The organism is Pseudomonas sp. AU11447, assembly GCF_001672555.2.
GTDB lineage: Bacteria > Pseudomonadota > Gammaproteobacteria > Pseudomonadales > Pseudomonadaceae > Pseudomonas > Pseudomonas nitroreducens.
The window spans coordinates 66,625-92,405 of record NZ_LZDG02000048.1 but is presented as its reverse complement, the minus strand read 5'-3'; the positions used below and the strand labels follow the sequence as shown (position 1 = coordinate 92,405).

The following is a 25,781-nucleotide window of genomic DNA, read 5'->3' as shown; positions in this document are numbered from 1 at the left end:
CCCTCAGAGAGCCGGGACTTCGCGCAACAACCATTGCACCAACGCACCGCCGCCATGCCCGGCCGGGTCGGCCTGGTCGCGCAGGCGGTGACCGGCCACCGAGGGCAGCACGGCCTGTACGTCCTCCGGGATGACGTAGTCGCGCCCGGCCAGCAACGCCCAGGCACGGGCCGCTGCCAGCAGCGCCAGGCTGCCCCGCGGTGACAGGCCCAGGGCAAAAGCCGGCTGGGTGCGCGTGGCTTCCACCAGGCGCAGCACGTAGTGCACCAGCGCATCGCTGGCGCGCACCGCCAGTACCTCACCCTGCAGCGCCTGCAGTTCCTGCGGGTTGAGCATCGGCTCCAGGCGCGGCAGCAGGTCGCGGCGAGCTTCGCCCAGCAACAACGCCTTCTCGGCGGCGCGGCCGGGGTAACCCAGGGACAGGCGCATGAGGAAACGATCGAGCTGCGATTCGGGCAGCGCAAAGGTGCCGCCCTGGGTCACCGGGTTCTGCGTGGCGATGACGAAGAAGGGTTCGGGCAGCGGTCGGGTTGCGCCCTCGATGGTCACCTGCCCTTCCTCCATCGCCTCGAGCAGCGCGCTCTGGCTCTTGGGGGTGGCGCGGTTGATCTCGTCGGCCAGCACCAGCTCGGAGAAGATCGGCCCGGGATGGAAGACGAACTGCCCGCTGTCCTTGTCGAACACCGAAGTGCCCAGCACGTCGCCGGGCAACAGGTCGGAAGTGAACTGGATACGCTGGAACCCCAGGCCCAGCACACGCGCCAGGGCATGGCTGAGCGTGGTCTTGCCCATGCCGGGCAAGTCTTCGATGAGAAGGTGACCGCGCGCCAGCAGGCAGGTCAGCGCCAGCCTTACCTGAACCTCCTTGCCGAGCAGGACTTCGTCAACTGCCTTCAGACAATTCTCCAGCTTGGCGCGCATCCTGACCTCACAATCTAGGAAAACTCCGATCCTACTGGTGTCGCGCCGGGCATCAAAGGCCCCGACACATTTAGTCCGGAAACTGTGATGCAGAGCGCCTCAACGGCCCAGCAGACGCTCCGCCAGCCAACTCGCGGCTGGCCCCAGGCGACGCTGTCGCGACCAGATCACGTCCACCGCCACCCGGCGCGGCCAGCCGGCGACCTTCAGCTCCTGCATACGCCCGCCGGCGAAGCGTCCTACCATCCAGCTGGGTAATTCGATCCAGCCAAAGCCCAGCACCGCCATGTCCAGCAGCAGCAGGTAGTTCGGTGCGCTCCAGCAGCGCCCGCCCAGCATCGGCGCGGCGTCGTCCAGGTAGGTATTCAGGCGCAACGCGCGGTAGGCCAGCAGGTCTTCGCGCTCCACCTGTTCGCGGCCAGCCAGCGGGTGGTCGCGGCTGACGAACAGGCCGAACTCCGCCTGTTCGCTCAAGGTCGCCGAGCTGATATCCGGCGCGTAATCCTTTTGAGCGGCAAGCAACCCCAGGCTGGCGCGCCCCTGAACAACCAGATCGAGCACATCGCTGTCCTCGGCGATCAGCCACTCGAACTCCAGGTCCGGGTAGCGCGCATCGATCTCCGCCAGCCGTGCCTCGAATTCGGCGGACTGATAGGTGTCCGACATCGCCAGGGTCACCCGCGACTCCAGTCCCCCAACGAGCTGATGGGCGAGCTGGCCGAGGCGATCGTTGGCCATCAGCACTTCCTCCACCCGCCCGAGCAGCGCGTGGCCGGCTTCAGTCAATTGCGGCTGGCGGCTGCTGCGGTCGAACAGGGTCAGCCCGAGATCGATTTCCAGTCGCGCGATGGCCTCGCTGACGGTCGACTGGCTCTTGCCCAGCTTGCGCGCGGCGGCGCTGAACGAGCCCTGGCATGCGGCCTCGGCGAAGGCCTGCAGGGATTCGGGGGAATATTGCATCGAGCGACACCTCTACCATCGGTTAAGCCGATGGTATCCAACTTATATCCAGCCGGTCGACCGATGATAATGGCGCCAGACCGACGGAGTCGGCCTGCCACTGCCTTATCTGGAGAAACCCCATGAGCCCGACTAAAACCCTAAAGGAACGGATGTTCCACGCCGGACTTTTCGAACTGCTGGCGGTCGTCATCTGCGCGCCGACCCTGGCCTGGCTGATGGACAAACCCCTGGGCCACATGGGCGCCATGACCCTGATGTTCTCGGCCATCGCCACCGTGTGGAACATGCTCTTCAACGCCGCCTTCGACCGCGCGCAGAACCGCATAGGCTTCAGCCGCACCCTGTCGGTGCGCGTGCTGCACGCCTCGCTGTTCGAGCTGGGCCTGATCGTCCTGCTGGTGCCGCTGGCCGCCTGGTGGCTGTCGGTGAGCCTGCTGGAGGCCTTCATCCTCGACATCGGCCTGGTGCTGTTCTTCCTGCCCTACGCACTAGTGTTCAACTGGGTGTACGACGTGCTGCGCGAGCGCTGGTTCGGCCGGACGACGTCAACCGCTCAAGTCCACGGCTGAGCCCTGTAGGAGCGAGCTTGCTCGCGAACCGCCCAGCTCATGTGCTGCCGGTAGATTTGTTCGCGAGCAAGGACTGGGCGCGCCCCTGGCTCCTACAAAAAGCAAAAACAAGAAAGCCCGCAGCGATGCGGGCTTTTTCATGCCTGGAGAAAGGCGTCAGGCCAGGCTGGCAGCGATCTCGGCGAGTGCCTTGGCCGGGTCGGCAGCCTGGCTGATCGGGCGGCCGATCACCAGGTAGTCGGAGCCATTGTCCAGCGCCTGGCGCGGGGTGAGGATGCGGCGCTGGTCGTCCTGGGCGCTGCCGGCCGGGCGGATGCCGGGGGTGACCAATTGCAGTGCCGGATGCGCAGCTTTCAGCGCCGGCGCTTCCTGGGCGGAGCAGACCAGGCCGTCCATGCCGGCCTTCTGCGCCAGCGCAGCCAGGCGCAGTACCTGCTCCTGGGGCTCGACGTCGAGGCCGATGCCGGCGAGGTCCTCGCGCTCCATGCTGGTCAGCACGGTCACGCCGATCAGCAGCGGCGACGGGCCATTGAAAGCGTCCAGGGTCTCGCGGCAGGCACTCATCATGCGCAGGCCGCCGGAGCAGTGCACGTTGACCATCCACACGCCCATCTCGGCGGCGGCGCGCACGGCCATCGCGGTGGTGTTGGGGATGTCGTGGAACTTCAGGTCGAGGAAGACTTCGAAGCCGCGGCTGTTCAGAGTCTCGACGATACCGGCGGCACAACTGGTGAACAGTTCCTTGCCCACCTTCACCCGGCACAGCTTCGGATCGAGCTGGTCAGCCAGCGCCAGCGCGGCTTCGCGGGTGGGGAAATCCAGGGCGACGATGATCGGGGTCTGGCAGGCGGACATGGGCTCTCTCGCGGGTATCGAAAAAATCGGCGCGCATTGTCGCAGAAACGCGCCGACTTCCGTAGCCCGCCCGGCAGGAATGCTCCGTCGCCGACGGCGATCAGGCACTCAGCCGCTCGCGCAGGCGGCCGAGCATGCCCAGCAGGCTGCCCACTTTTTCCCGCTCACGATCCTCGCGCGGCACCTCGGCGATGCGCGCGACCTTCTGCTCCGGCTGGGCGCGCCAGAGCAGCGCCTGCTCGGCGGCGGCCTTCAGGCCCTTCTCGAACAGGCCGCGGCGGATCGGCTTGGGCAGGTAGCGGAAGATCTGCGCCTGGTTGATCAGCGCCAGCAGGTCCTGGGTGTCGCGGAACGGCGTGACGACGATGCTCAGCAGGCGCGGATGAGCCTGGGCCAGGGACTTGAGCAGTGGCGCGGTGTCTTCGCCGGCCAGCTTGAGGTCGCTGACCAGGATATCGATGGGTTCGCTGTTCAGTCGCACGATGGCCTCGGCGAGGTTACGCGCGCGGTGCAGCTGATGGGTACCAGCGCTGCAGAACTCGCCGACACAGGCCAGGGTCTCGGCATCCTCGTCCAGCAGCAGCACGTTGAGCGGCGCAACGACGCGGCTGATCGCCTTGGTATCGATGGGCTCGGCCGGCGCCTGGCGCTGGGCGATTTCGGCCGCCTGGCGCAGGGTGAAGGCCATTTCCTGCGGGTCCCAGGGCTTGGTCAGGTAGCGGAAGATGCCGCCACTGTTTAGCGCATCCACCGCGGCGTCGAGGTCCGAGTAGCCGGTGAGCAGGATGCGCAGGGTGTCCGGGGCGATTTCCTGGGCCTGGGCGAGCAACTCGGCGCCGGTCATCTGCGGCATGCGCTGGTCGCTGACGAGAATATCGATGTGCTCTTCGCGCAGGCGCTGCAGGGCCTTGTGCGGATCGGTTTCCACCAGCACGTCGTAGTGACGGCGGAACTGCATCGCAAGGCTGCGCAGGATGCGTTCCTCGTCGTCGACGAAGAGGATGCGGACAGGCTGCTGACTCATGTTCAGGCGCTCCGTTTCAGTTCGCTGGCCTGCTGGATCGGCAGGCTGATGAGGAATCGTGTGCCGCGTCCGGGTTCGGATGCCACGCGGATGCGGCCGCCGTGGTCCTGAACGATCTTGTAGCTGATCGACAGGCCCAGGCCCGTGCCCTGCCCCACCGGTTTGGTGGTGAAGAAGGGGTCGAAGATGCGCGCGCGCACCTCCTCGTCCATGCCCTTGCCGTTGTCCTGGACCGAGAGGTGCACATGGGTTTCGTCCGCCCAGGATTTCACCTGGATCAGGCCGAACTTCTCCATGGCCTGGGCGGCGTTAGTCAGCAGGTTGAGCAGCACCTGGTTGATCTGGCTGGCGGCGCAGGCAACCTTGGGCAGCGCGCCCAGCTGGGTGGCGACCTCGGCCTTTTCCTTGATGCTGTTGCGGGCGATCAGCAGCGCGCTGCGCACGCAGTCGTTGAGGTCGACCTCTTCGCTGCGGGCGCGGTCCAGGCGGGCGAAGTCCTTCAGTCCGCCGACCAGTTCGCCGATCTGCGCCAGGCCGAAATCTGTGTCGCCGAACAGCTGGTCGAGATCGCCCACCAGTTGTTCCAGCGCCGCTTCTTCGCGGGCCTGTTCGAAGGCAGCGCGGGCGCGGGCCGTTTGCTCGGGGTCGCAGGCCGGGTCGTCCAGGCATTCGTTGAACAGGGCTTGGGCTTCGGTAAGGCCGAGCAGCGGGATCAGAAGCTCGCGCAGCAGTGCGACGTTGTTCTTCACATAGCCCAGCGGCGTGTTCAGCTCATGGGCGACGCCGGCGACCATCTGGCCAAGCGAGGCCATCTTCTCCGACTGCACCAGCTGCGCCTGGGACTCGCGCAGGTCCTGCAGCGTCTTGTTGAGCACGCGGTTGCGCTGGGCGACGCGCTGCTCCATGGCTTTCAGCAGATCGAGCACCGTGCCCAGGCCGAGGTAGAGCCCCTGCTCGTCTACCAGGACGAAGTCCTCGGTGATCGGGTAACTCAGTTGGGCGGTGACCTGTTGCGAGGCTTCTTCGAGGCTCAGGTCGGCGCGCACCTTCAATGGCTGCGCATTCATCACATCGCTGGCCGGGCGGCGGCCCCAGAGGTCGCGGCCGAAGCGCTGCATGAAGATGTCCTGCAGGCTGTTGCGGCTGACCAGTCCCAGCGGCAGCCCGGCCTCGTCCACCACGGGCAGCGAGAGGAAGGCGCGGTGCTCGGCATCGAGGAAGCGATCGGCGACATCGCTGATGCTCAACTCCGGGGCCAAGGGCGCAACCTGGCGCAACAGCTCGTGCAGGGCGCGGGTGGTCATCGGCGAATCTCCGGTCGCTGGAATGGGCGCCAGTAGACCAGCGGCAGATTGCCATCCTGTGACAGCCGTCGCGGCTCCGCGAAGCGTCACGCCGCGGTCATCGCCGTGCAACAAGCGCAGCCCCGCGCACCTGAACGAATCGCCGCGCCCCCATTCGATGCACGCAATGTGCCGCGAATGTTCACGAAACGACGCGAAACCACGCTTTGCGACCTGATTTCCGGGCATGGCACGGCCACTGCACGAATCAGCGGGTCGTGTTTTTCATCCTCGTTCGGACTTTCTCTTCTCTGACTTTCTCTTTCAGGAGACGTCGCATGAGCACGCAACTCAAACCCACCCTCGGTACCCTGCACCTGTGGGGCATCGCCGTGGGCCTGGTGATTTCCGGTGAGTACTTCGGCTGGAGCTATGGCTGGGGCGTGGCCGGCACCCTCGGCTTCCTCGTCACCACGCTGCTGGTGGCAACCATGTACACCTGCTTCATCTTCAGCTTCACCGAACTGACCACGGCGATTCCTCACGCCGGCGGGCCCTTCGCCTACAGCCGCCGCGCCTTTGGCGAAAAAGGCGGACTGGTGGCGGGCCTCGCCACGCTGATCGAGTTCGTCTTCGCCCCGCCGGCCATCGCCATGGCCATCGGTGCCTACCTCAACGTGCAGTTCCCCTCGCTCGACCCGAAGCATGCGGCGGTCGGCGCGTACCTGATCTTCATGACCCTGAACATCCTCGGCGTCAGCATCGCCGCGACCTTCGAGCTGATCGTCACCATCCTAGCTGTGGGCGAGTTGCTGGTGTTCATGGGCGTGGTCGCGCCGGGCTTCAGCTTCAGCAACTTCGTGCTCAACGGCTGGGCCGGCTCCGACAGCTTCGGCGGTGCGGCGATCAGCGGCATCTTCGCGGCGATTCCCTTCGCCATCTGGTTCTTCCTCGCCATCGAGGGCGCGGCCATGGCCGCCGAGGAAGCCAAGGACCCGAAACGCACCATTCCCAAGGCCTACGTCAGCGGCATCCTGACCCTGGTGGTGCTGGCCATCGGCGTGATGCTGTTCGCCGGCGGCGCGGGCGACTGGAAGGCCCTGTCGGGCATCAACGACCCACTGCCGCAGGCGATGAAGATGGTGGTCGGCGAGAACTCCGGCTGGCTGCACATGCTGGTGTGGATCGGCCTGTTCGGCCTCGTCGCCAGCTTCCACGGCATCATCCTCGGCTACTCGCGGCAATTCTTCGCCCTGGCACGCGCCGGCTACCTGCCTCGCGGGCTGGCCAAGCTGTCACGCTTCCAGACCCCGCACCGGGCAATCATCGCCGGCGGCCTGGTAGGCATCGCGGCGATCTACAGTGACGGCCTCATCGCCCTGCAGGGCATGAGCCTGACCGCAGCGATGATCACCATGAGCGTGTTCGGCGCCATCGTCATGTACATCATGAGCATGYTCAGCCTGTTCAAGCTGCGCCGCAGCGAGCCGSACCTGGARCGCAGCTTCCGCGCGCCGGGCTTCCCCGTGGTACCGGGCATCGCCCTGGCGCTGGCCGTGCTGTGCCTGGCGGCGATGGTCTGGTTCAACCTGCAGATCGCCGGGATTTTCCTGGCCTTCATGGCGGCGGGCTTCGTCTACTTCCAGCTCACCGCCGCCCATCGCGCCAGCGCCCCGGCGGACGCTATGCTGACGGGAGCCTGATCGCCATCCGTGCCCTGCCTTCGCGGCGGGGCGCGGGATAACCGGGACGCCCGCATGATCTACCAGACTACCGTCGGCAACCTGACCTACCGCTTTGCCGACCTGAAGACGCTGCTCGCCAAGGCCGGCCCGGCGCGCTCCGGTGATTCGCTGGCGGGCCTCGCCGCGGACAGCTACGAAGAACGCATGGCGGCGAAGATCGCCCTCGCCGACGTGCCGCTCAAGCGCTTCCTCGACGAAGCGCTGATCCCCTACGAAGCAGACGAAATCACCCGGCTGATCATCGACAGCCACGATGCCGCCGCCTTCGCGCCGATCAGCCACCTGACCGTCGGCGACTTCCGTGACTGGCTGCTGCTGGACAGCACCGACAGCGCCACGCTGGCCGCCACGGCGCGCGGCATCACGCCGGAGATGGCCGCCGCGGTGAGCAAGCTGATGCGCAACCAGGACCTGATCCTGGCGGCGAAGAAGTGCCGCGTGATCACCCGCTTCCGCAACACCATCGGCCTGCCCGGCCACCTTTCGGTGCGCCTGCAGCCCAACCACCCCACGGACGACGTGCGCGGCATCGCCGCGAGCATGCTCGACGGCCTGCTCTACGGCTCCGGCGACGCCGTGGTAGGCATCAATCCGGCCAGCGATTCGCAAGCCACGCTGATGCAGCTGTGGCAGATGATGGACGAGCTGCGCCAGCGCTTCGAGATTCCCCTGCAGAGCTGCGTACTCACCCACGTCACCTCGCAGATCCAGGCCATCGAGGCCGGCGCGCCGATCGACCTGGTGTTCCAGTCCATCGCCGGCACGCAGAAGACCAACCAGAGCTTCGGTATCGACCTCGCCCTGCTGCGCGAGGCCCACGAGGCGGCGCTGTCGCTGGGGCGCGGCACCCTGGGCGACAACGTCATGTACTTCGAGACCGGCCAGGGCAGCGCGCTGTCCGCCGGCGGCCACCACGGCGTCGACCAGCAGACCTGCGAGGCCCGCGCCTACGCCGTGGCCCGCGAGTTCCGCCCGCTGCTGACCAACACCGTGGTCGGCTTCATCGGCCCGGAATACCTCTACGACGGCAAGCAGATCATCCGCGCGGGTCTCGAGGAYCAYTTCTGCGCCAAGCTGCTCGGCGTGCCCATGGGCTGCGAYRTCTGCTACACCAACCACGCCGAGGCCGACCAGGACGACATGGACAACCTGCTGACCCTGCTGGGCGCGGCGGGCATCACCTTCATCATGGGCATCCCCGGCGCCGACGACATCATGCTCAACTACCAGAGCACCTCCTTCCACGATGCTCTCTACCTGCGCAGTACCCTGGGCCTGAAGCGCGCACCGGAGTTCGACGCCTGGCTGGCGAAGATGGCGATCACCGATCCCTCCGGACAACTGCGCCAGATCGGCCGTGGCCACGCGCTGCTGCGCGCCGGCAATCTCTGAGGAGCGATGACCATGGACCTGATCCAGAGCGACCCCTGGGACGAACTGCGTGCACACACCTCGGCACGCATCGCGCTGGGGCGCGTCGGCTCCAGCCTGCCAACCCGCGAAGTGCTCAAGTTCGGCCTGGCCCACGCCCAGGCGCGCGACGCGGTGCATCGCCCGCTGGATTTCGAGGCGCTGCAGCAGTCACTGGCGCAGGAGGGTTTTCGCGTGCTCCGCGTTCGCAGCGAAGCGCCGGACCGCCAGACCTACCTGCTGCGCCCGGACCTCGGCCGTGCGCTGCACCCGGACAGCCAGTGGCAGCTCAAGGGTGAGCATGCGGCGGAACTGGCGATCGTGATCGCCGACGGCCTCTCCTCTTTCGCCATCCAGCAGCACGCGCTGCCGCTGCTGACCGCTCTGCGCGAGCGCTTCGCCACTGATTGGCAGCACACGCCCGTGGTGCTCGCCGAGCAGGGCCGCGTGGCCATTGGCGACGGCATCGGCGAGGCGCTGGGGGCGAAGCTCGCGCTGGTGCTGATCGGCGAGCGGCCCGGCCTCAGCTCGCCGGACAGCCTGGGCCTCTACCTCACCTGGCAGCCGCGCGTGGGGCGCATGGACAGCGAACGCAACTGCATCTCCAACGTGCGCCCACAGGGTTTGCCCTACGCGCAGGCCGCCCACAAACTCGCCCACCTGCTGCAACAGTCGCTGCGCCTGCGCGTCAGCGGCGTGAAACTCAAGGATGACAGCGACCTGCCCGAAGCGATCAGTCTGAACCCGCGCGCGCCTGACAAGGTCTGAATCACAGCGTATCGTGATATTCCACTGCCACTGTCGGAGACGGGACCATGCCCTGGTATGCCTGGTTGATCATTGCCCTAGCCCTGGGCTCCATCGTCGGCGCGCTGATGATGCTGCGCGATACGGCGAAAAAGCTCCCGCTCACCCAGGAGCAGCTCAAGCGCATCCACGAGCGCAACGCCGAAATGGACGCCAAGGAAGCCGAGGACAAACGCTGAAAGCCGTCTAACTGACTGACGTTTCAGTCAAAAACTGGCAACAGCGATGGCCAGTGGCAGTCGAAATTGCCTAGACTGCGCCTCCCTGGATGGAGGAAAGAATGCTCAGGAAACTCCTGCCGCTGCTGCCAGTCTTTTTGTTGCTCTGCGGTTTTGCGCTCGGATTCGTCCAGCCAGTGGGGTTGCTGATCGGCGCGTTCTATGTCGCCTGGACTCTCTACGGCGAGACCCGCCTGCCCCACCTGCTGTGGTGGCTGGTCTGCCTCGTGCTCAGTATTGCCCTCGCCGCGCACCTGTTGCCGGGCACTACCTCGTGGACACTCTGGCCAGTGCGCCAGCTCAGCCCCGACGCTCCCGTCTATGCCCTCCACCTGTCCTGGGACAAGGCCCTGGTCGGTGCGACCCTGCTCGCCTGGTGGCTGCGCCGCGAACCGGTGCCCGAGGAAAAGCGCTCGCCGGACTTCGCCGCCATCGTCATCGTCACCACGCTGTTCGCCGTGCCATTGGTTGCTGTGGCCGGCGGCCTGGTGGTGTGGAACCCGAAATGGCCGCCGGGCTTCTGGCTATGGATGCTGGTCAACATCTGTGTGATCTCGCTGACCGAGGAAGCGTTCTTCCGCGGCCTGGTGCAGAGCGAACTGGTGCGCCGGTTCGGCGCCTTTGCCGGCGTGGCGGTCGCCAGCGTGCTGTTCGGCATGGTGCACTGGCCGATCAACCCGTTGTTCGCCGTCGTCGCCGGTATCGCCGGCCTGGGCTACGGCCTGGCCTTCTACTTCAGCGGCCGCCTGGCTGTCCCGGTGCTGCTGCACGCGGCGGTGAACTGCCTGCACCTGCTGTTGTTCAGTTATCCGTTGCGGATTATCTGAACGACACGGATATATCCCTGTAAGGCGCATAACCCGGCGCGGGTTATCCGCCGATGCCATGGCGGCGGATAACGCTGGCGCGTTATTCGCCCTACGCGCTAAGCCAGTAGCAGTCATGTGGGAGCGAGCTTGCTCGCGAACCCACCCGCTGCGGAGTCAGTTCGCGAGCAAGCTCGCTCCTACAAAGAGCCTCAGTCGCGCATCACCAGCAGCAACGCCTGCTCGGCGAGTTCGTCCAGCGTCAGGCTGCCCTCGGGGCGGAACCAGGTGATGGACCAGGACAGCGCCCCGGTGAGGAAGCGCCGCAGAATGAACGGATCGGCCTGAGTGAATCCGGCCACGCGCGCCTCTTCCAGCACTTCCAGCCACATCTGCTCGTAGATATCGCGCAGGCTGAGGATGTAGGCCTGGCCTTCTTCCGACAGCGAGCGCCACTCGTAGACCAGCACTGCCATCGCCTCGCCGGTTCCGCCGGTGATCGACTGCAGCTCGCAGCGGATCAGAGCCAGCAGGCGCTCGCGCAGGGTCGTGGCATCGGCCAGGGCGGCGCGCATCAGGGCGGTGTTGTAGAGGATGGTTTCCTCCATCACCGAGCGCAGGATTTCGTCCTTGCTCTTGAAGTGATGGAAGATGCTGCCGGACTGGATGCCGACCGCGCCGGCCAGGTCGCGCACCGTGGTGCGCTCGTAGCCCTTGCTGCGGAACAGGTGCGCGGCAGTCTGCAGCAACTTGCCACGGGCGCTCTCCGGGTCGGTGATCTGCCCGGTCCCGACCAGCTCCAGCATGACTTCGCGGGCTTTGCGGTCATCCACGCTTTCTCTCCCCATTGGTCCCATCTGGCCACCTTGCTCAGGGCAACTCATCGAATCGCCCCGCAAGTGCTTGTGTTGTCTGACGAAATGTAAGCCCGCGAGTGCCAACCAAGCAAGCGCTTGGCCATCCAATGGTTGGGGTAGCCATCGACTCGGGGCTTTTCAACCAAGCGCTTGCTTGGTAATGTCGATCCATCACTCAGCGTCACGGGCAGAACAATGACTAGAACCGTACGTATCGGCTGCGCCTCCGCCTTCTGGGGCGATACCTCCACCGCCGCCGCTCAACTGGTGCGCGGCGCGCAGCTGGATTACCTGGTGTTCGACTATCTCGCCGAGATCACCATGTCGATCATGGCCAGCGCGCGCCTGAAGAACCCCGAGGCAGGCTACGCCACCGATTTCATCGACGTGATGACGCCGCTGCTGGGCGACATCGCTTCGAAGCAGGTGCGCGTGATCAGCAACGCCGGCGGGGTGAATCCCAGCGCCTGCGCCAGCGCCCTGGCCAGCGCCTGCGAGAAGGTTGGTGTGGCGCTGAAGATCGCCGTGGTGCACGGCGACAACCTGCAGCCACGCCTGGGCGAACTGGCCAAGGCCGGCATCCGCGAGATGTTCAGCGATGCACCGATGCCGCCGATGTGCGTGTCGGTCAACGCCTACCTCGGCGCTCCCGGCATCGTCCAGGCGCTGGAGTCCGGCGCCGACATCGTCATCACCGGTCGCGTGGTGGACAGCGCGGTAGTCAGCGCCGCGCTGGTCCACGAATTCGGCTGGGCCTGGAACGACTACGACAAGCTGGCCCAGGCCGCGCTCGCCGGGCATATCATCGAATGCGGCGCGCAGTGCACCGGCGGCAACTTCACCGACTGGGAAAGCGTGCCGGACTACGAGCACATCGGCTTTCCCATCGTCGAAGTACAGGCCGGCGGCGAATTCGTCGTCACCAAGCCGCAGGGTACCGGCGGGCTGGTCACGCCGCTGTCGGTGGGCGAGCAGATGCTCTACGAGATCGGCGACCCGCGCGCCTACCTGCTGCCCGACGTGATCTGCGATTTCACCCAGGTCCAGCTGGCCCAGGTTGGCGAGAACCGCGTGGCCGTCAGCGGCGCACGTGGCCTGCCGCCGACCGGGCAGTACAAGGTCAGCGCCACTTACCCGGACGGTTTCCGTTGCACCGCCAGTTGCCTGATCGCCGGTATCGACGCGGTGAAGAAAGCCGAGCGGGTCAGCCAGGCGATCATCGCCAAGACCGAGGAAATCCTCATGGAACGCGGCTGGGGGCCGTACCGCGAGGTCAGCATCGAACTGCTCGGCAGCGAAGCCACCTACGGCCCGCACGGGCGCCGCGAGGACAGCCGCGAAATCGTGGTGAAGCTCGCCGTACGCCACAGCCGCAAGGAAGCCCTGGTGTTGTTCTCCCGCGAGATCGCCCAGGCCGCCACCGGCATGGCGCCGGGCCTGACCGGCATCGTCGGCGGCCGCCCGACCGTGTACCCGGTGATCCGCCTGTTCTCCTTCCTGATCGACAAGAACGCCTGTGAGTTGACCGTGGAGATCGACGGCGAGCGCCAGCCAGTCGCCCTGCCCGCCATCGACCACTTCGACCCGGCCGCGCTGGCCGATGACATTGCCGTGCCGGCCGCCGAAGGCCCGGCGCAGGCCAGCGTGCCCCTGGTGAAGCTGGCCGTGGCGCGCTCCGGCGACAAGGGCAACCACAGCAACATCGGCGTGATGGCGCGCCAGCCCGAATACCTGCCGTGGATCGCCGAGGCGCTGAGCGAAGGCTCGGTGGCCGAGTGGATGCAGCACGTGCTCGACCCGCAGGTTGGCCGCGTCAGCCGCTGGCACCTGCCGGGCAGCCACAGCCTGAACTTCCTGCTGGAGAACGCCCTGGGCGGTGGCGGTGTGGCGAGCCTGCGCATCGACCCGCAGGGCAAGGCTTTCGCCCAGCAGTTGCTGGAATTCCCGGTGGCGGTGCCGCAAGCCATCGCCGATGAATTCCTACAAAGAACAGAAACGTAGGGCGCATAACGCCAGCAGCGTTATCCGCCAATCGCAAACGGCGGATGAAGCGTTCCGCTTCATCCGTCCTACGGGATACCTCGGAGTCAGAACAACAATGAGCTACGACTCGATCTTCAAACCCGGCCTGTTCGATGGCCAGACCATCATCGTCACCGGCGGCGGCAGCGGTATCGGTCGCTGCACCGCCCATGAGCTGGCGGCCCTCGGCGCCCACGTGGTGCTGGTCGGGCGCAAGGCCGAGAAGCTGGAAAAGACTGCCGGCGAGATCATCGAGGACGGCGGCAGCGCCAGCTGGCACAGCTGCGACATCCGCGACGAGGAAGCGGTCAAGGCGCTGGTCGCTCAGGTCATCGCCGAGCGCGGTCCGATCCATCACCTGGTCAACAACGCCGGCGGCCAGTACCCCGCGCCGCTGGCCTCGATCAACCTGAAGGGCTTCGAGGCCGTGGTGCGCACCAACCTCGTCGGCGGCTTCCTGATGGCCCGCGAAGTCTTCAACCAGAGCCTGAGCAAGACCGGCGGCAGCATCGTCAACATGCTCGCCGACATGTGGGGCGGCATGCCCGGCATGGGCCACTCCGGCGCCGCCCGTGCGGGCATGGAGAACTTCACCAAGACCGCCGCCATCGAGTGGGGCCACGCCGGCGTGCGGGTCAACGCCGTGGCGCCGGGCTGGGTCGCCTCCAGCGGCATGGATACCTACGAGGGCGCATTCAAGGCAGTGATCCCGACCCTGCGCGAGCACGTACCGCTCAAGCGCATCGGCACCGAATCGGAAGTGGCGTCGGCCATCGTCTTCCTGCTCTCCCCCGGCGCGGCCTTCATCAGCGGCAACACCATCCGCATCGATGGCGCCGCCAGCCAGGGCAGCCGCGCCTTCCCGCTGTCGAAGGTGAAGCCGGGGCAGAGCCGTTCCTACAACGGTTTCCACCGCGCCTATCTTCCCGATGTGCTGAAGGACCAGGAGTAAGCCATGCCGGTGATCCAGTCGGAAATCGACGCCCAGGGCGAAGACTTCGCCCGCAACCGCGAGGCCATGCTGGCCGCCGTGGCGAGCTTCCGCGAGGTCGAGCAGAAGGTGCTCGACAAGGCCGCCGAGGCCAAGCCCAAGTTCGACAAGCGCGGCCAGTTGCTGCCGCGCGAACGCCTGAACCTGCTGCTGGATGCCGGTGCGCCGTTCCTCGAGATCGGTTCGCTGGCCGGCTACAAGCTGCATGACGACAAGGACGGCACCCAGGCTGGCGGCGGCATCATCTCCGGCATCGGCTATATCGCCGGGGTGCGCTGCCTGGTCACCGCCAGCAACAGCGCAATCAAGGGCGGCACCATCTCCCCCACCGGCCTGAAGAAGACCCTGCGCCTGCAGCAGATCGCCTTCGAGAACAAGCTGCCGGTGGTGGCGCTGACCGAGAGCGGCGGCGCCAACCTGAACTACGCGGCGGACATCTTCGTCGAGGGCGCGCGCGGCTTCGCCAACCAGGCGCGCATGTCGGCGGCAGGCATTCCGCAGGTCACCGTGGTGCACGGCTCGTCCACCGCTGGCGGCGCGTACCAGCCGGGACTGTCGGACTACGTGGTGGTGGTGCGCGGCAAGGCCAAGATGTTCCTCGCCGGCCCGCCGCTGCTGAAAGCCGCCACCGGCGAGATCGCCACCGATGAAGAACTGGGCGGCGCCGAACTGCATGCCCAGGTCGCCGGCACCGCCGAGTACCTGGCGGAGAACGACGCCGACGGCGTGCGCCTGGCACGGGAAATCCTCGCCGCGCTGCCATGGAACAACCAACTGCCAGCCCGCGCGAAACTGACGTGGGACGAGCCACTGTACCCGGCGCAGGAACTGCTCGGCGTGGTCCCCGCGGACGCGAAGAAGCCCTACGACGTGCGCGAGATCGTTGCGCGCATCGCCGACGGTTCGCGCTTCCTCGACTTCAAGAACGAATTCGACAGCCAGACCGTCTGCGGTCACCTGCACATCGAGGGCCACGCCTGCGGCCTGATCGGCAACAACGGCCCGATCACCCCACAGGGCGCGGCCAAGGCGGCGCAGTTCATCCAGCTGTGCGAGCAGAGCAACACGCCGATCCTGTTCCTGCACAACACCACCGGCTTCATGGTCGGCACCGAGTCCGAGCGCCTGGGCGTGATCAAGCACGGCTCGAAGATGATCCAGGCCGTGGCCAACGCCACGGTGCCCAAGCTCACCCTGGTCGTCGGCGGTTCCTACGGCGCGGGCAACTACGCCATGTGCGGCCGCGGGCTGGACCCGCGCTTCATCTTCGCCTGGCCCAACAGCCGCACCGCGGTGATGGGCGGAGCCCAGGCCGGCAAGGTGCTGCGCATCGTCACCGAGGAAAAGCACGCCAAGGAGGGCAAGGAAGCCGACCCGAAGATGCTCGACATGCTCGAACAGATGACCGCGCAGAAACTCGATGCCCAGTCCACCGCGCTCTACGGCACGGCGAGCCTGTGGGACGACGGATTGATCGACCCGCGCGACACCCGCGCGCTGCTGGGTTATCTGCTGGATATCTGTGCGGAGGCGGCCATGCGGCCGCTGAAGGGTAATAGTTTTGGGGTAGCGAGGTTCTGATCGGGAATTGGGAGAGTGGGCAAAAGACCCTCTCCCCCCGCCCTCTCCCGCAAGCGGGAGAGGGAGCCAAAGCGACCCGGCGTAATGCGAACCGTCCAGCCACTCCGGACAGCCCCCTCTCCCTTCAGGGAGAGGGTTGGGGAGAGGGCCAGAGGCGGGAAACCAGACCAGGCATCAGGAGAACAACAACAATGATCTTCACCCAGGAACACGAAGAACTCCGCCGCACCGTGCGCAACTTCGTCGAACGCGAGATCAACCCCTACGTCGACGAATGGGAAAAGGCCGGGCGCTTCCCCATCCACGAAGTCTTCAAGAAGGCCGGCGACCTGGGCCTGCTGGGCATCTCCAAGCCGGAGAAATTCGGCGGCATGGGCCTGGACTACAGCTACTCGGTGGTCGCCGCCGAGGAGTTCGGCACCATCCATTGCGGCGGCGTGCCGATGGCCCTGGGCGTGCAGACCGACATGTGCACCCCGGCCCTGGCGCGCTTCGGCTCCGATGAGCTGCGCGAGGAATTCCTCCGCCCGGCCATCGCCGGCGAGATGGTCGGCTGCATCGGCGTCTCCGAAGTGGGCGCCGGCTCCGACGTCGCCGGGCTGAAGACCACCGCGCGCAAGGATGGCGATGACTACGTCATCAACGGCAGCAAGATGTGGATCACCAACTCGCCGTCCGCCGACTTCATCTGCCTGCTGGCCAACACCTCCGACGACAAGCCCCACGTCAACAAGTCGCTGATCATGGTGCCGATGAAGTCCAAGGGCATCAGCATCAGCCCGCACCTGGACAAACTCGGCATGCGCAGCTCGGAGACCGCCCAGGTGTTCTTCGACGACGTGCGTGTACCGCAGCGCTACCGCATCGGCGCCGAGGGTTCGGGCTTCATGATGCAGATGCTGCAATTCCAGGAGGAACGCCTGTTCGGCGCCGCCAGCGGGATCAAGGGCATGGAGTACTGCGTCAACGCCACCATCGACTACTGCAAGGAGCGCAAGACGTTCGGCCAGGCGCTGATCGACAACCAGGTCATCCACTTCCGCATGGCCGAGCTGATGACCGAGATCGAGTGCCTGCGCGCCCTCACCTACCAGGCCACCGAACAGTACATCCGCGGCAAGGACGTCACCCGCCTGGCCTCCATGGCCAAGCTCAAGGTCGGCCGGCTGTCCCGCGAGGTCACCGACGCCTGCCTGCAGTACTGGGGCGGCCAGGGCTTCATGTGGGAAAACCCGATCGCCCGCGCCTACCGCGACACCCGCCTGGTCTCCATCGGCGGCGGCGCAGACGAAATCATGCTGGGCATCATCTGCAAGCTGATGGGCACCCTGCCGGGCAAGAAGAAGGGCTGATGAGGGACCGTAGGATGGGTGGAGGCGCGCAGCGACGATACCCATGCCGTGACGCATCGATGGGTATCGCTGCGCTCCACCCATCCTACGGTGATCGCAAGCAAACGGTTGAACGAGGAATCCGGCATGAGTGATTTGCCGAACTGCGAAACCCTGCTGCTGGAACGTGAAGGCGGCGTACTGCACGTCACCCTCAATCGCCCGGACAGCCGCAACGCCATGAGCCTGGCGATGGTCAGCGAACTGCGTGCCGTGCTCGCCGCGGTGCGCGACGACCGCGCGGTGCGCGCCATCGTCCTGCGCGGCGCCGGCGGGCACTTCTGCGCTGGCGGCGACATCAAGGACATGGCCGGCGCCCGCGCCGCCGGTCCCGATGCCTATGCCGCGCTGAACCGCGCCTTCGGCGGCCTGCTGGAAGAAGCCCAGGCACAGCCGCAGGTGCTGGTCGCTGCGCTGGAAGGTGCGGTGCTCGGCGGTGGCTTCGGCCTGGCCTGCGTCTCGGACATCGCCATCGCGGCGGCCGACGCGCAATTCGGCCTGCCGGAAACCAGCCTCGGCATCCTGCCGGCGCAGATCGCGCCCTTCGTGGTGAAACGCATCGGCCTGACCCAGGCCCGCCGCCTGGCCTTGACCGCCGCGCGCTTCGATGGCCGTGAGGCGCTGCGCCTCGGGCTCGTGCATCACTGCGCCGACAACGCTGAAAACCTCGGCGAGCAACTGGCGGAAACCCTTGACCAGGTCCGTCGCTGCGCGCCGGGCGCCAATGCCGCCACCAAGGCACTGCTGCTGGCCACCGAGACCGAAGTCCTCGGCCCGTTGCTGGACGGCGCTGCCCGCCAGTTCGCCGACGCGGTGACCGGCGCGGAAGGCGCCGAAGGCACCATGGCCTTCGTGCAGAAACGCAAACCGAACTGGGCGCAGTGACCCAACGCGCGCACCGAACAACCCCCTCTCCCTTCAAGGAGAGGGCTGGGGAGAGGGAAACAGCCAGCATGCCCAGCTTCGACAAGATCCTGATTGCCAACCGCGGCGAGATCGCCTGCCGGGTGATCCGCACCGCCCACGACCTGGGCTACCGGACCGTGGCCGTGTACAGCGAGGCCGACGCCGACGCCCGCCACGTGCAACTGGCCGACGAGGCCGTGTGCATCGGCCCGGCGCCGGTCGGCCAGTCCTACCTGAAGCCCGAGGCGATCCTCGACGCCGCGAAACGCACCGGCGCCGGCGCCGTCCACCCCGGCTACGGCTTCCTCTCGGAGAACGCCAACTTCGCCCGCGCCTGCGAGGCTGCCGGCATCGTCTTCATCGGTCCGGGCGTGGAAGCCATCCACCTGATGGGCAGCAAGCGCCTGTCGAAGATCGCCATGCTCGAAGCCGGTGTGCCCTGCATTCCCGGCTACGAAGGTGCCGATCAGGACGACGCCACGCTCAGCCGCGAGGCCGAGCGCATCGGCTACCCGCTGATGATCAAGGCCAGCGCCGGCGGCGGCGGGCGCGGCATGCGCCTGGTGACGCGCAGCGAGGACCTCGCCGAACAGCTGCGCACGGCGCGCTCGGAAGCGCAGAACGCCTTCGGCAGTGGCGAGCTGATCCTGGAGAAAGCCGTGGTGCAGCCGCGCCACGTGGAAATCCAGGTATTCGGCGACAGCCACGGCCATATCGTCTATCTCGGCGAGCGCGACTGCTCGGTGCAGCGCCGCCACCAGAAGGTCATCGAGGAAGCGCCCTGCCCGGTGCTGACCGAGGACCTGCGCGCCGCCATGGGCAGCGCTGCGGTGAAGGCCGCCGCCTCGGTGAACTACCTGGGCGCCGGCACCGTGGAGTTCCTGCTGGATGCCAGCGGCGCCTTCTACTTCCTGGAAATGAACACCCGCCTGCAGGTGGAGCACCCGGTCACCGAACTGATCACCGGCCAGGACCTGGTGGCCTGGCAGATTCGCGTCGCCGAGGGCCATCCGCTGCCGCTGACCCAGGAGCAGATTCAGCTCAAGGGCCATGCCATCGAGGTGCGCCTGTACGCTGAGGATGCCGGCAACGGTTTCCTCCCGCAGACCGGCCAGGTGCTGCGCTGGACGCCGCCGCAGCTGGACGGCATCCGCATCGATCACGGCCTGCGCGAAGGCCAGCCGGTAACGCCTTTCTACGATCCGATGCTGGCCAAGGTCATCGCCTTCGGCGCCACCCGCGACGAAGCCCGGCGCAAGCTGGTGCGCGCCGTCGAGGATTGCGTGCTACTGGGTGTGACCGGCAACCAGCGCTTCCTCGCCAACCTGCTCAGGCACCCGGAGTTCGCCGCCGGCAACGCCACCACGGCGTTCATCGGCGAACAGTTCGCCGGCGACCCGAGCCTGGCCCCGCGCCAGCCGCAGCCGCTGGAACTGGCCTGCGCCGCCGCCCTGCTCTACCAGGCTTCGGCCAGTGACCGAGCGCACCAGCCTGGTCTGTCCGGTTGGCGTAGCGCGGGCAGCGCACCCTGGCGTTTTGCGCTCAAGCATGGCGAGGAGAAATTCGCCGTCGAGCTGGAAGTCCTCGAGCACGGCACCCAGCCGGCGCTGCTGGCCCGCATCGGTGAGTCCGCCATCAAGCTGCGCCTGCTCGGCGAAGAGAACGGTGACGCGATCATCGAAGCCGACGGCGTTCGCCGCCGCCTGCCCTTCCACCGCGACGGCGCGCGCCTCTGGCTGTATGGCGCGGACGGCAATCTGGAACTGCTGGACGTCACCCACGAGCCCGTCAGCGCGGCTGGCGGCGCAGGCTCCGGCACGGTGAAGGCACCGATGGATGGCGCCATCGTCGACGTACTGGTGAGCGAAGGTACGCGGGTCAGCAAGGGCCAACTGCTGCTGGTGCTGGAAGCGATGAAGATGGAGCACCCGCTCAAGGCCGGCGTCGACGGCGTGATCCGCCGCGTGCAGGTAAGCAAGGGCGAGCAGGTGAAATCGCGGCAGTTGCTGGTGGAGGTTGAAGCCGAAGACGCCTGAGCCGCTTTTCGCTTTTCGTAGGAGCGAGCTTGCTCGCGAACCAGAGCCCTGCAGCGTGGGATTGTTCGCGAGCAAGCTCGCTCCTACAGACGCCGTCAGCTCCAACGCTGACGACCCATAACAAGAACAAGGAGCCCACATGTCCCTTTCCGGCAAAACCCTCTTCATCACCGGCGCCAGCCGCGGCATCGGCCGTGAAATCGCCCTGCGCGCCGCACGCGATGGCGCCAATATCGTCATTGCCGCCAAGAGCGCCGAGCCCCACCCGAAACTCGAAGGCACCATCTTCAGCGTTGCCGAGGAGGTCGAAGCTGCCGGCGGCAAAGCCCTCGCGCTGCAACTGGACGTGCGCGACGAGAACGCCGTGCGCGAGGCCATGGCCCGCGCCGCCGAGCACTTCGGCGGCATCGACGCGGTGGTGAACAACGCCGGCGCCATCAAACTGGTGGGCGTGGAGCGCCTGGAACCCAAGCGCTTCGACCTGATGTACCAGATCAACACCCGCGCCGTGATGGTCTGCAGCCAGGCCGCGCTGCCCTACCTGAAGCAGAGCAAGGGCCACATCCTCAGCCTGTCGCCGCCGATCAACCTGGCCGGCAAGTGGTTCGCCCAGCACGGCCCCTACACCGTCACCAAATACGGTATGAGCATGCTCACCCTCGGCATGCACGAGGAGTTCAAGAAGTACGGCATCAGCGTCAACGCGCTGTGGCCGAAAACCATGATCGCCACCGCCGCCATCGAATTCGAACTGGGCAGCCGCGACGCCTTCAAGCGTGCGCGTACTCCGGCGATCATGGCCGATGCGGCCTACGCCATCCTCTCCAGCAGCGAGCGCAGCGTCAGCGGGCGCCTGCTGATCGACGAGGACATCCTGCGCGAACAGGGCCAGAGCGACTTCGAGCAGTACCGTTTCGACCCGAACGGCGGCAGCCTGGTACCCGACCTGTTCCTCGACTGAGCACACTCACGGACCTTTTCGTAGGGCGCATAACGCGGAACGCGTTATCCGCCGCTTGCCACACCTGGGCTAACGGCGGATAACCACAAGCGGTTATTCGCCCTACCAACCCTCCCACCATGGGCACCGTGTCGCCATTTACCAATCGACACAATCCCGCCCTGGCCGTCCGGCCATCGCTCTCTAGACTGCGATGAACGCCTAGCCGATGCGTTTGCCGATCTGCCCTGCGCCACGCGCGCAACAGCCATAGGCGCACGTCGGACGACGACCTAGAGTCGCTCGCTAGCGTCTGCACGCCACAGACAACAATGACAATAAGGGCACGCGTCAATGAGCCACGCCGATATCATCACCCCGACCCGCTTCCTCGCCCACCTGCCGGCCACCCTCAGCCGCGTGCCACGCATGCTCCGCGGGCTCTACTACACCGGCATCCGCAACCGCGAGAAGAACCTGTCCCTGGGCTGGGCCCTGGAGCGCGCCGCGCGCCTCTATCCGGACAGCCCGGCGCTGATCGACGAACGCCGGCGCCTGTCCTACGCCTTGTTCAACGGCTGGGCCAACCGCCTGGCGCGGGCCTTCCAGGCCGAAGGCGTGCAACACGGCAGCGTGGTGGCGGTGATGCTGGAGAACCGCGCCGAACTGATGGTCGTGCTCGCCGCCCTGGCCAAGCTCGGCGCCATCGGCGCGCTGGTGAACACTACCCAGCGCGGCCAGGTGCTCAGCCACAGCCTCAACCTGGTCAAGCCCAGCCATTTCGTGGTCGGCGAAGAGTTGCGCGAAGCTTTCGAGGACGTCCGCCCGGCCCTGGAGAACAGCGGCGGTCGCTGCTACTGGATCGCCGATGGCGATGAAGCGGCACAAGCGCCCGCGGGCTGGCAAAGCCTCATGCGCCTCGCGCAGGAACAGGACTCCAACAACCTCGCCGAAACCGCCAAGGTGCGCCTGAAGGACGCCTGTTTCTACATCTACACCTCCGGCACCACCGGCCTGCCCAAAGCCTCGATCATGAGCCACGGCAAGTGGATCAAGGCCTACGGCGGCTTCGGCCATTCGGGCCTGGCGCTGACCAACAGCGACGTGCTTTACCTGACCCTGCCCTGCTACCACAACAATGCCGTGACCGTGTGCTGGAGCGCCGTACTGGCCGGCGGCGCGGCGATCGCCCTGCGCCGCAAGTTTTCCGCCAGTTCGTTCTGGAAAGACGTCCAGACCTACCAGGCCACCTGCTTCGGCTACATCGGCGAACTCTGTCGCTACCTGCTCAACCAGCCCGAGTGCGTCGAAGAGCGCGGCAATACCCTGACCTGCATGATCGGCAATGGCCTGCGCCCCTCGATCTGGAACGAGTTCAAGGAGCGCTTCGGCATCGAGCGGATCACCGAGTTCTATGCCTCCAGCGAAGGCAATATCGGCTTTACCAATGTGTTCAACTTCGACAATACAGTGGGCTTCTCCCCAGCAACTTACGCCATCGTCCGCTATGACCTGGAAAACGACCAGCCGGTACGGGGCGCCAAGGGGTTCATGGAAAAGGTCGACAAGGGCGAAGCCGGCCTGCTGATCAGCGAGATCAGCGACAAGTGGCCGTTCGACGGCTACACCGACCCGGCCAAGAGCGAGGCGGTGATCTACCGCAACGTGTTCAAGGAAGGCGATACCTGGTTCAACACCGGCGACCTGATGCGCGACATCGGCTTCAAGCACACCCAGTTCGTCGATCGCCTGGGCGACACCTTCCGCTGGAAAGGCGAGAACGTCTCCACCACCGAGGTGGAAAACGCCCTGGGCGCCTTCCCCGGCGTGGAAGACGCGGTGGTCTACGGCGTGGAGATCCCCGGCACCAACGGCCGCTGCGGCATGGCCGCGTTGCGCCTGGCCGACGGCGTCAGCCTGGATGCGACAGAGTTGGCGGCCCACCTGGACCGCGAACTGCCGGCTTACGCCGTACCACTATTCCTGCGCCTGCTGGTCCAGGTGGAGACCACCGGGACCTTCAAGTACAAGAAGACCGACCTCAAGCGCAACGCCTACGACCCCTCAGCCGTGACCGAGGCACTGTTCGTGCGGCTGCCAGGGGAGACAGCCTACCGGACGCTGGATGGCGCGCTGTTCGAAGCGATTCGCGGCGGTGCTCACCGTTTCTAAGGGCTGCCATAACAAACTGCTTCGCGAAGTCTCCCCTCTCTCCCGTCCTGGCTGCGCGCCCCGTTCGGAAGGGAGAGGGGAAAGCGCAGGCACGGCATCGCACAAGAAAACAGTCGGTCCTGGAGGGAGATCGAGCGATCAGTTGCGGAACTTGAACTGCAACTCGGCGCCACGGATGTCCGAGTGCCAACTGTCGTCGTTGGGTTCACGCTCGTTGGGCTCGCGCTGGATCAGCCGGCCACCGACCTCGAAGGGGCTCTGTCCGGCTTTTTCGCCGAACATCGGCGGCAGTATCGGCTTCTCGTCGATCACGGTGATCGTATCGTCCGGCTCCAACTGATGGACCAGGTCCCTGGGCAGACGCAGGTCCAGCTTCACCGCCGGCAGCGGCTGCTTGACCACCGGATCAACCGGTTTCTTCACCTGCGCCGGCGTCTTCGAGGGCGCCTTGGCCTCAGGCTTGATGGCGGCCTCGACCGCGGCGGACTTGGGCGACGCCACGACTTTGGCAGCAGCAGGCTTGGCCTCTTCCTCACGCGGCTGCTCGGCGGCAGGTTCCGGCGCAGGCGTGCTGGCAGGCGCAGTCACGGCTGGGGCAACAGCCGGGGCCGGAGCCACAGCCTTGTCCTTGTGCTCATCGCCACAGGCAGCGAGCAGCAGGGACAGACTGGCGACAACGAGGATTCGAGACTTCTTCATGGAGCGGACCGTCAGAAAAACCGCGCAATGCTGGCGCGAGTTGCCTTGCGGAGCAAGAGTCTTGCCATGACAAACCGTTACGTCATGCAGTCTGACAGACGCAGGCTGAACCCGGCCTGTCATTGATCAAGGGTTGTCAGGTAATTCCTTCAGAGCCTTGTCGATGTCCAAGCCGGGGAAACGCTGCCGGAGGCTCTCACGCACTTGTTCAGCCTCTTCCTTCCGCCCCTTGCCTTGCAAGTCGCGCAGGTGCAGCAGGCTGGTACGTGGCTCGTCGGCCTCCTCGGCGAATGCCTGGAGCTTCCCTTCGGCCGATACACCTGACCGCGCCTGTGCATCGGCAGATTCGCGGACTTCGTCCCTTGCCGCTGCAGCCGCCATTTTCTTGCTCATCGGCGCAGGCTTGGCGAGCTCCTGGACCGATGCCCCGGCAGCGGCACTGTCCATCTGCGGCGCGGCCATCCGCGGCTCCGCCACTGAGGGCGCAGCGGCCGGAGCCGCCGGTGGTGCCATGGCCGATGCGGGTGCTGGCGCGCGCATCATTGCCGGGGATACCGGCGCGTCAAAGCGCTCTGGCGCCTCTTCAAAGGTCCGCAGGGTCAGGCTCAGGCCAATGCCCAGGGTCGCCAGGCCCGCCACGGCAACGCCCCAGCGCTGGCGGCTGCCGGCACCCAGCAACCACTGGTGCAGGCGCTGGGCGAAACTCGCGGGCTTCTCCTGCACGGCGGCGCGAGCGGCGGCCAGGATGCGCGCGTCCAACTTCGCCGACGGCTGCGCTTCGCTATGCCGACGGTAGTGTTCGAGCAGCTCCTGCTCGTGCGGATCGCGGTTCATGGGTTCACCTCCTCGGCCACCGACGGGTCGGACAACAACCGACGCAGTTTCTGCATCGCATAGCGAAGTCGGCTCTTCACGGTTTCCGCCGGGGTCTTCGTGAGTTCGGCAATTTCATTCAACTCCAGATCGCCATGGGTACGCAGCAGGAACACTTCGCGCTGCTCCACCGGCAAAGACTCCAGTGCGCCCTGCAGGCGCTGCTGGTCGCGGGCAAGGCTCAGCTCGCGCTCGGGGTCGGTGCTTTCGCCGCCCAATGCATCGCCATGCAATTGCTCGTCGAAGCTCTCCTGGCGCCCCAGGTGCCGACCCAGCTTGCGCCAATGGTCGATCAGGCGGTTGCGGCCGATCTGGTACAGCCAGGTCTTGAAGCTGGCCGCGCCCAGTGGCTGGCTATCGCTGCGGATCAGGCTCAGCCAGGTTTCCTGGAACACTTCCTCGGCCTGGGCATTGTCGCCGCACAAGCCGCAGAGGAAGCGGAACAGGCCTAGGCGATGACGAGCGTAAAGCTCGCCGAACGCTTCGGCGTCGCCTTGCCGGTAACGCCGCAGCAGTGCGACGTCGTTTTCATCCGTGAGGGGTCTCTTCAACTCTCTCGATCCGTAGCGTTGCGGGTGGTGGCTGGCTTCTCGCCAGCGACCGGGTATCGCCGATGGCGCAGGCACGGGTGTAACGCAGTGGTCATCCGGCAGCGTAGCGATCGGCACGGCAGCGGTCTCGTCGAGGGATTCAACTTGCTTTGACGAGACCG

General features: G+C 66.3%; 23 protein-coding genes. 14 read left to right on the top strand and 9 right to left on the bottom strand.

Going from position 1 to position 25,781, the window contains the following annotated elements; all coding sequences use genetic code 11:
* Nucleotides 1-3 precede the first annotated feature (3 nt).
* Complete coding sequence (locus tag A6723_RS18085) at nt 4-921, bottom strand: MoxR family ATPase (RefSeq protein WP_054909707.1); 918 nt, start codon at nt 919-921, stop codon at nt 4-6.
* Nucleotides 922-1,020: 99 nt separating this feature from the next.
* Complete coding sequence (locus tag A6723_RS18080) at nt 1,021-1,881, bottom strand: LysR family transcriptional regulator (protein ID WP_054909708.1); 861 nt, start codon at nt 1,879-1,881, stop codon at nt 1,021-1,023.
* 122 nt (nt 1,882-2,003) lie between these two features.
* Between A6723_RS18080 and A6723_RS18075 the strand changes: the two genes are divergently transcribed.
* Nucleotides 2,004-2,453 carry a multidrug/biocide efflux PACE transporter gene (locus A6723_RS18075; RefSeq protein WP_054909709.1) on the top strand — a complete coding sequence of 150 codons (450 nt, stop codon included), beginning with the start codon at nt 2,004-2,006 and terminating at the stop codon, nt 2,451-2,453.
* A gap of 156 nt (nt 2,454-2,609) precedes the next feature.
* Here A6723_RS18075 and pyrF read toward each other — a convergent pair whose 3' ends face one another.
* The 3 genes from pyrF to A6723_RS18060 form a co-directional block, all read right to left on the bottom strand.
* Nucleotides 2,610-3,308, bottom strand: a complete 699-nt coding sequence (pyrF, locus tag A6723_RS18070; RefSeq protein WP_024764511.1) for an orotidine-5'-phosphate decarboxylase — start codon at nt 3,306-3,308, stop codon at nt 2,610-2,612.
* A gap of 100 nt (nt 3,309-3,408) precedes the next feature.
* On the bottom strand, nt 3,409-4,332 hold the full coding sequence (locus A6723_RS18065) for a response regulator (protein ID WP_054909710.1): 924 nt from the start codon (nt 4,330-4,332) through the stop codon (nt 3,409-3,411).
* Nucleotides 4,333-4,334: 2 nt separating this feature from the next.
* Complete coding sequence (locus tag A6723_RS18060; protein WP_054909711.1) at nt 4,335-5,636, bottom strand: sensor histidine kinase; 1,302 nt, start codon at nt 5,634-5,636, stop codon at nt 4,335-4,337.
* Nucleotides 5,637-5,953: 317 nt separating this feature from the next.
* On the opposite strand from A6723_RS18060, the gene eat reads away from it, so the two are divergent.
* The 5 genes from eat (at nt 5,954) to A6723_RS18035 (ending at nt 10,622) form a co-directional block, all read left to right on the top strand.
* Nucleotides 5,954-7,318: an ethanolamine permease gene (eat, locus tag A6723_RS18055; RefSeq protein ID WP_064979837.1), complete on the top strand. Its 1,365-nt coding sequence runs from the start codon at nt 5,954-5,956 to the stop codon at nt 7,316-7,318.
* Nucleotides 7,319-7,372: 54 nt separating this feature from the next.
* Complete coding sequence (locus A6723_RS18050) at nt 7,373-8,752, top strand: ethanolamine ammonia-lyase subunit EutB (protein ID WP_064979835.1); 1,380 nt, start codon at nt 7,373-7,375, stop codon at nt 8,750-8,752.
* A 6-nt stretch (nt 8,753-8,758) separates the two neighbouring features.
* Entirely contained in the window at nt 8,759-9,538 is a 780-nt protein-coding gene (gene eutC, locus A6723_RS18045) for an ethanolamine ammonia-lyase subunit EutC (RefSeq protein WP_054909713.1), read from the top strand.
* A gap of 47 nt (nt 9,539-9,585) precedes the next feature.
* Entirely contained in the window at nt 9,586-9,756 is a 171-nt protein-coding gene (locus A6723_RS18040) for a DUF2897 family protein (RefSeq protein ID WP_064979833.1), read from the top strand.
* 101 nt (nt 9,757-9,857) lie between these two features.
* Nucleotides 9,858-10,622 (top strand): CPBP family intramembrane glutamic endopeptidase, encoded by a 765-nt coding sequence (locus A6723_RS18035; RefSeq protein WP_054909714.1) that lies wholly within the window; start codon nt 9,858-9,860, stop codon nt 10,620-10,622.
* A 191-nt stretch (nt 10,623-10,813) separates the two neighbouring features.
* On the opposite strand, the gene A6723_RS18030 is transcribed toward A6723_RS18035, so the two are convergent.
* Nucleotides 10,814-11,434: a TetR/AcrR family transcriptional regulator gene (locus A6723_RS18030; protein ID WP_205896244.1), complete on the bottom strand. Its 621-nt coding sequence runs from the start codon at nt 11,432-11,434 to the stop codon at nt 10,814-10,816.
* Nucleotides 11,435-11,653: 219 nt separating this feature from the next.
* Here A6723_RS18030 and A6723_RS18025 point away from each other — a divergent pair, with 219 nt between their 5' ends.
* From A6723_RS18025 to A6723_RS17990, 8 genes are all read left to right on the top strand, one after another.
* Nucleotides 11,654-13,459 (top strand): acyclic terpene utilization AtuA family protein, encoded by a 1,806-nt coding sequence (locus A6723_RS18025; RefSeq protein WP_054909715.1) that lies wholly within the window; start codon nt 11,654-11,656, stop codon nt 13,457-13,459.
* Nucleotides 13,460-13,556: 97 nt separating this feature from the next.
* On the top strand, nt 13,557-14,432 hold the full coding sequence (locus A6723_RS18020) for an SDR family oxidoreductase (RefSeq protein ID WP_054909716.1): 876 nt from the start codon (nt 13,557-13,559) through the stop codon (nt 14,430-14,432).
* Between the two features lie 3 nt (nt 14,433-14,435).
* Nucleotides 14,436-16,052: a geranyl-CoA carboxylase subunit beta gene (gene atuC / locus A6723_RS18015; protein WP_054909717.1), complete on the top strand. Its 1,617-nt coding sequence runs from the start codon at nt 14,436-14,438 to the stop codon at nt 16,050-16,052.
* A 191-nt stretch (nt 16,053-16,243) separates the two neighbouring features.
* Nucleotides 16,244-17,404: a citronellyl-CoA dehydrogenase gene (gene atuD, locus A6723_RS18010; RefSeq protein WP_038803742.1), complete on the top strand. Its 1,161-nt coding sequence runs from the start codon at nt 16,244-16,246 to the stop codon at nt 17,402-17,404.
* A gap of 126 nt (nt 17,405-17,530) precedes the next feature.
* Nucleotides 17,531-18,328, top strand: coding sequence for an isohexenylglutaconyl-CoA hydratase (atuE, locus tag A6723_RS18005; RefSeq protein WP_054909718.1), 798 nt, complete (start codon nt 17,531-17,533; stop codon nt 18,326-18,328).
* A 68-nt stretch (nt 18,329-18,396) separates the two neighbouring features.
* The gene (atuF, locus tag A6723_RS18000) at nt 18,397-20,385 is read left to right on the top strand and encodes a geranyl-CoA carboxylase subunit apha (RefSeq protein WP_054909719.1); all 1,989 of its coding nucleotides are present in this window, start codon (nt 18,397-18,399) and stop codon (nt 20,383-20,385) included.
* A gap of 139 nt (nt 20,386-20,524) precedes the next feature.
* Nucleotides 20,525-21,346 (top strand): NAD(P)-dependent oxidoreductase, encoded by an 822-nt coding sequence (locus tag A6723_RS17995; protein WP_054909720.1) that lies wholly within the window; start codon nt 20,525-20,527, stop codon nt 21,344-21,346.
* A gap of 333 nt (nt 21,347-21,679) precedes the next feature.
* Nucleotides 21,680-23,497, top strand: coding sequence for a long-chain-acyl-CoA synthetase (locus tag A6723_RS17990; RefSeq protein ID WP_054909721.1), 1,818 nt, complete (start codon nt 21,680-21,682; stop codon nt 23,495-23,497).
* A gap of 138 nt (nt 23,498-23,635) precedes the next feature.
* On the opposite strand, the gene A6723_RS17985 is transcribed toward A6723_RS17990, so the two are convergent.
* The 3 genes from A6723_RS17985 to A6723_RS17975 all read right to left on the bottom strand — a co-directional run bounded on the left by A6723_RS17985 (nt 23,636) and on the right by A6723_RS17975 (nt 25,620).
* Complete coding sequence (locus tag A6723_RS17985) at nt 23,636-24,196, bottom strand: hypothetical protein (RefSeq protein ID WP_054909722.1); 561 nt, start codon at nt 24,194-24,196, stop codon at nt 23,636-23,638.
* Between the two features lie 126 nt (nt 24,197-24,322).
* Entirely contained in the window at nt 24,323-25,030 is a 708-nt protein-coding gene (locus tag A6723_RS17980) for a hypothetical protein (RefSeq protein WP_054909723.1), read from the bottom strand.
* Nucleotides 25,027-25,620 carry an RNA polymerase sigma factor gene (locus tag A6723_RS17975; RefSeq protein ID WP_024764500.1) on the bottom strand — a complete coding sequence of 198 codons (594 nt, stop codon included), beginning with the start codon at nt 25,618-25,620 and terminating at the stop codon, nt 25,027-25,029. The genes A6723_RS17980 and A6723_RS17975 overlap by 4 nt, the downstream gene beginning before the upstream one ends.
* Nucleotides 25,621-25,781: the final 161 nt, after the last annotated feature.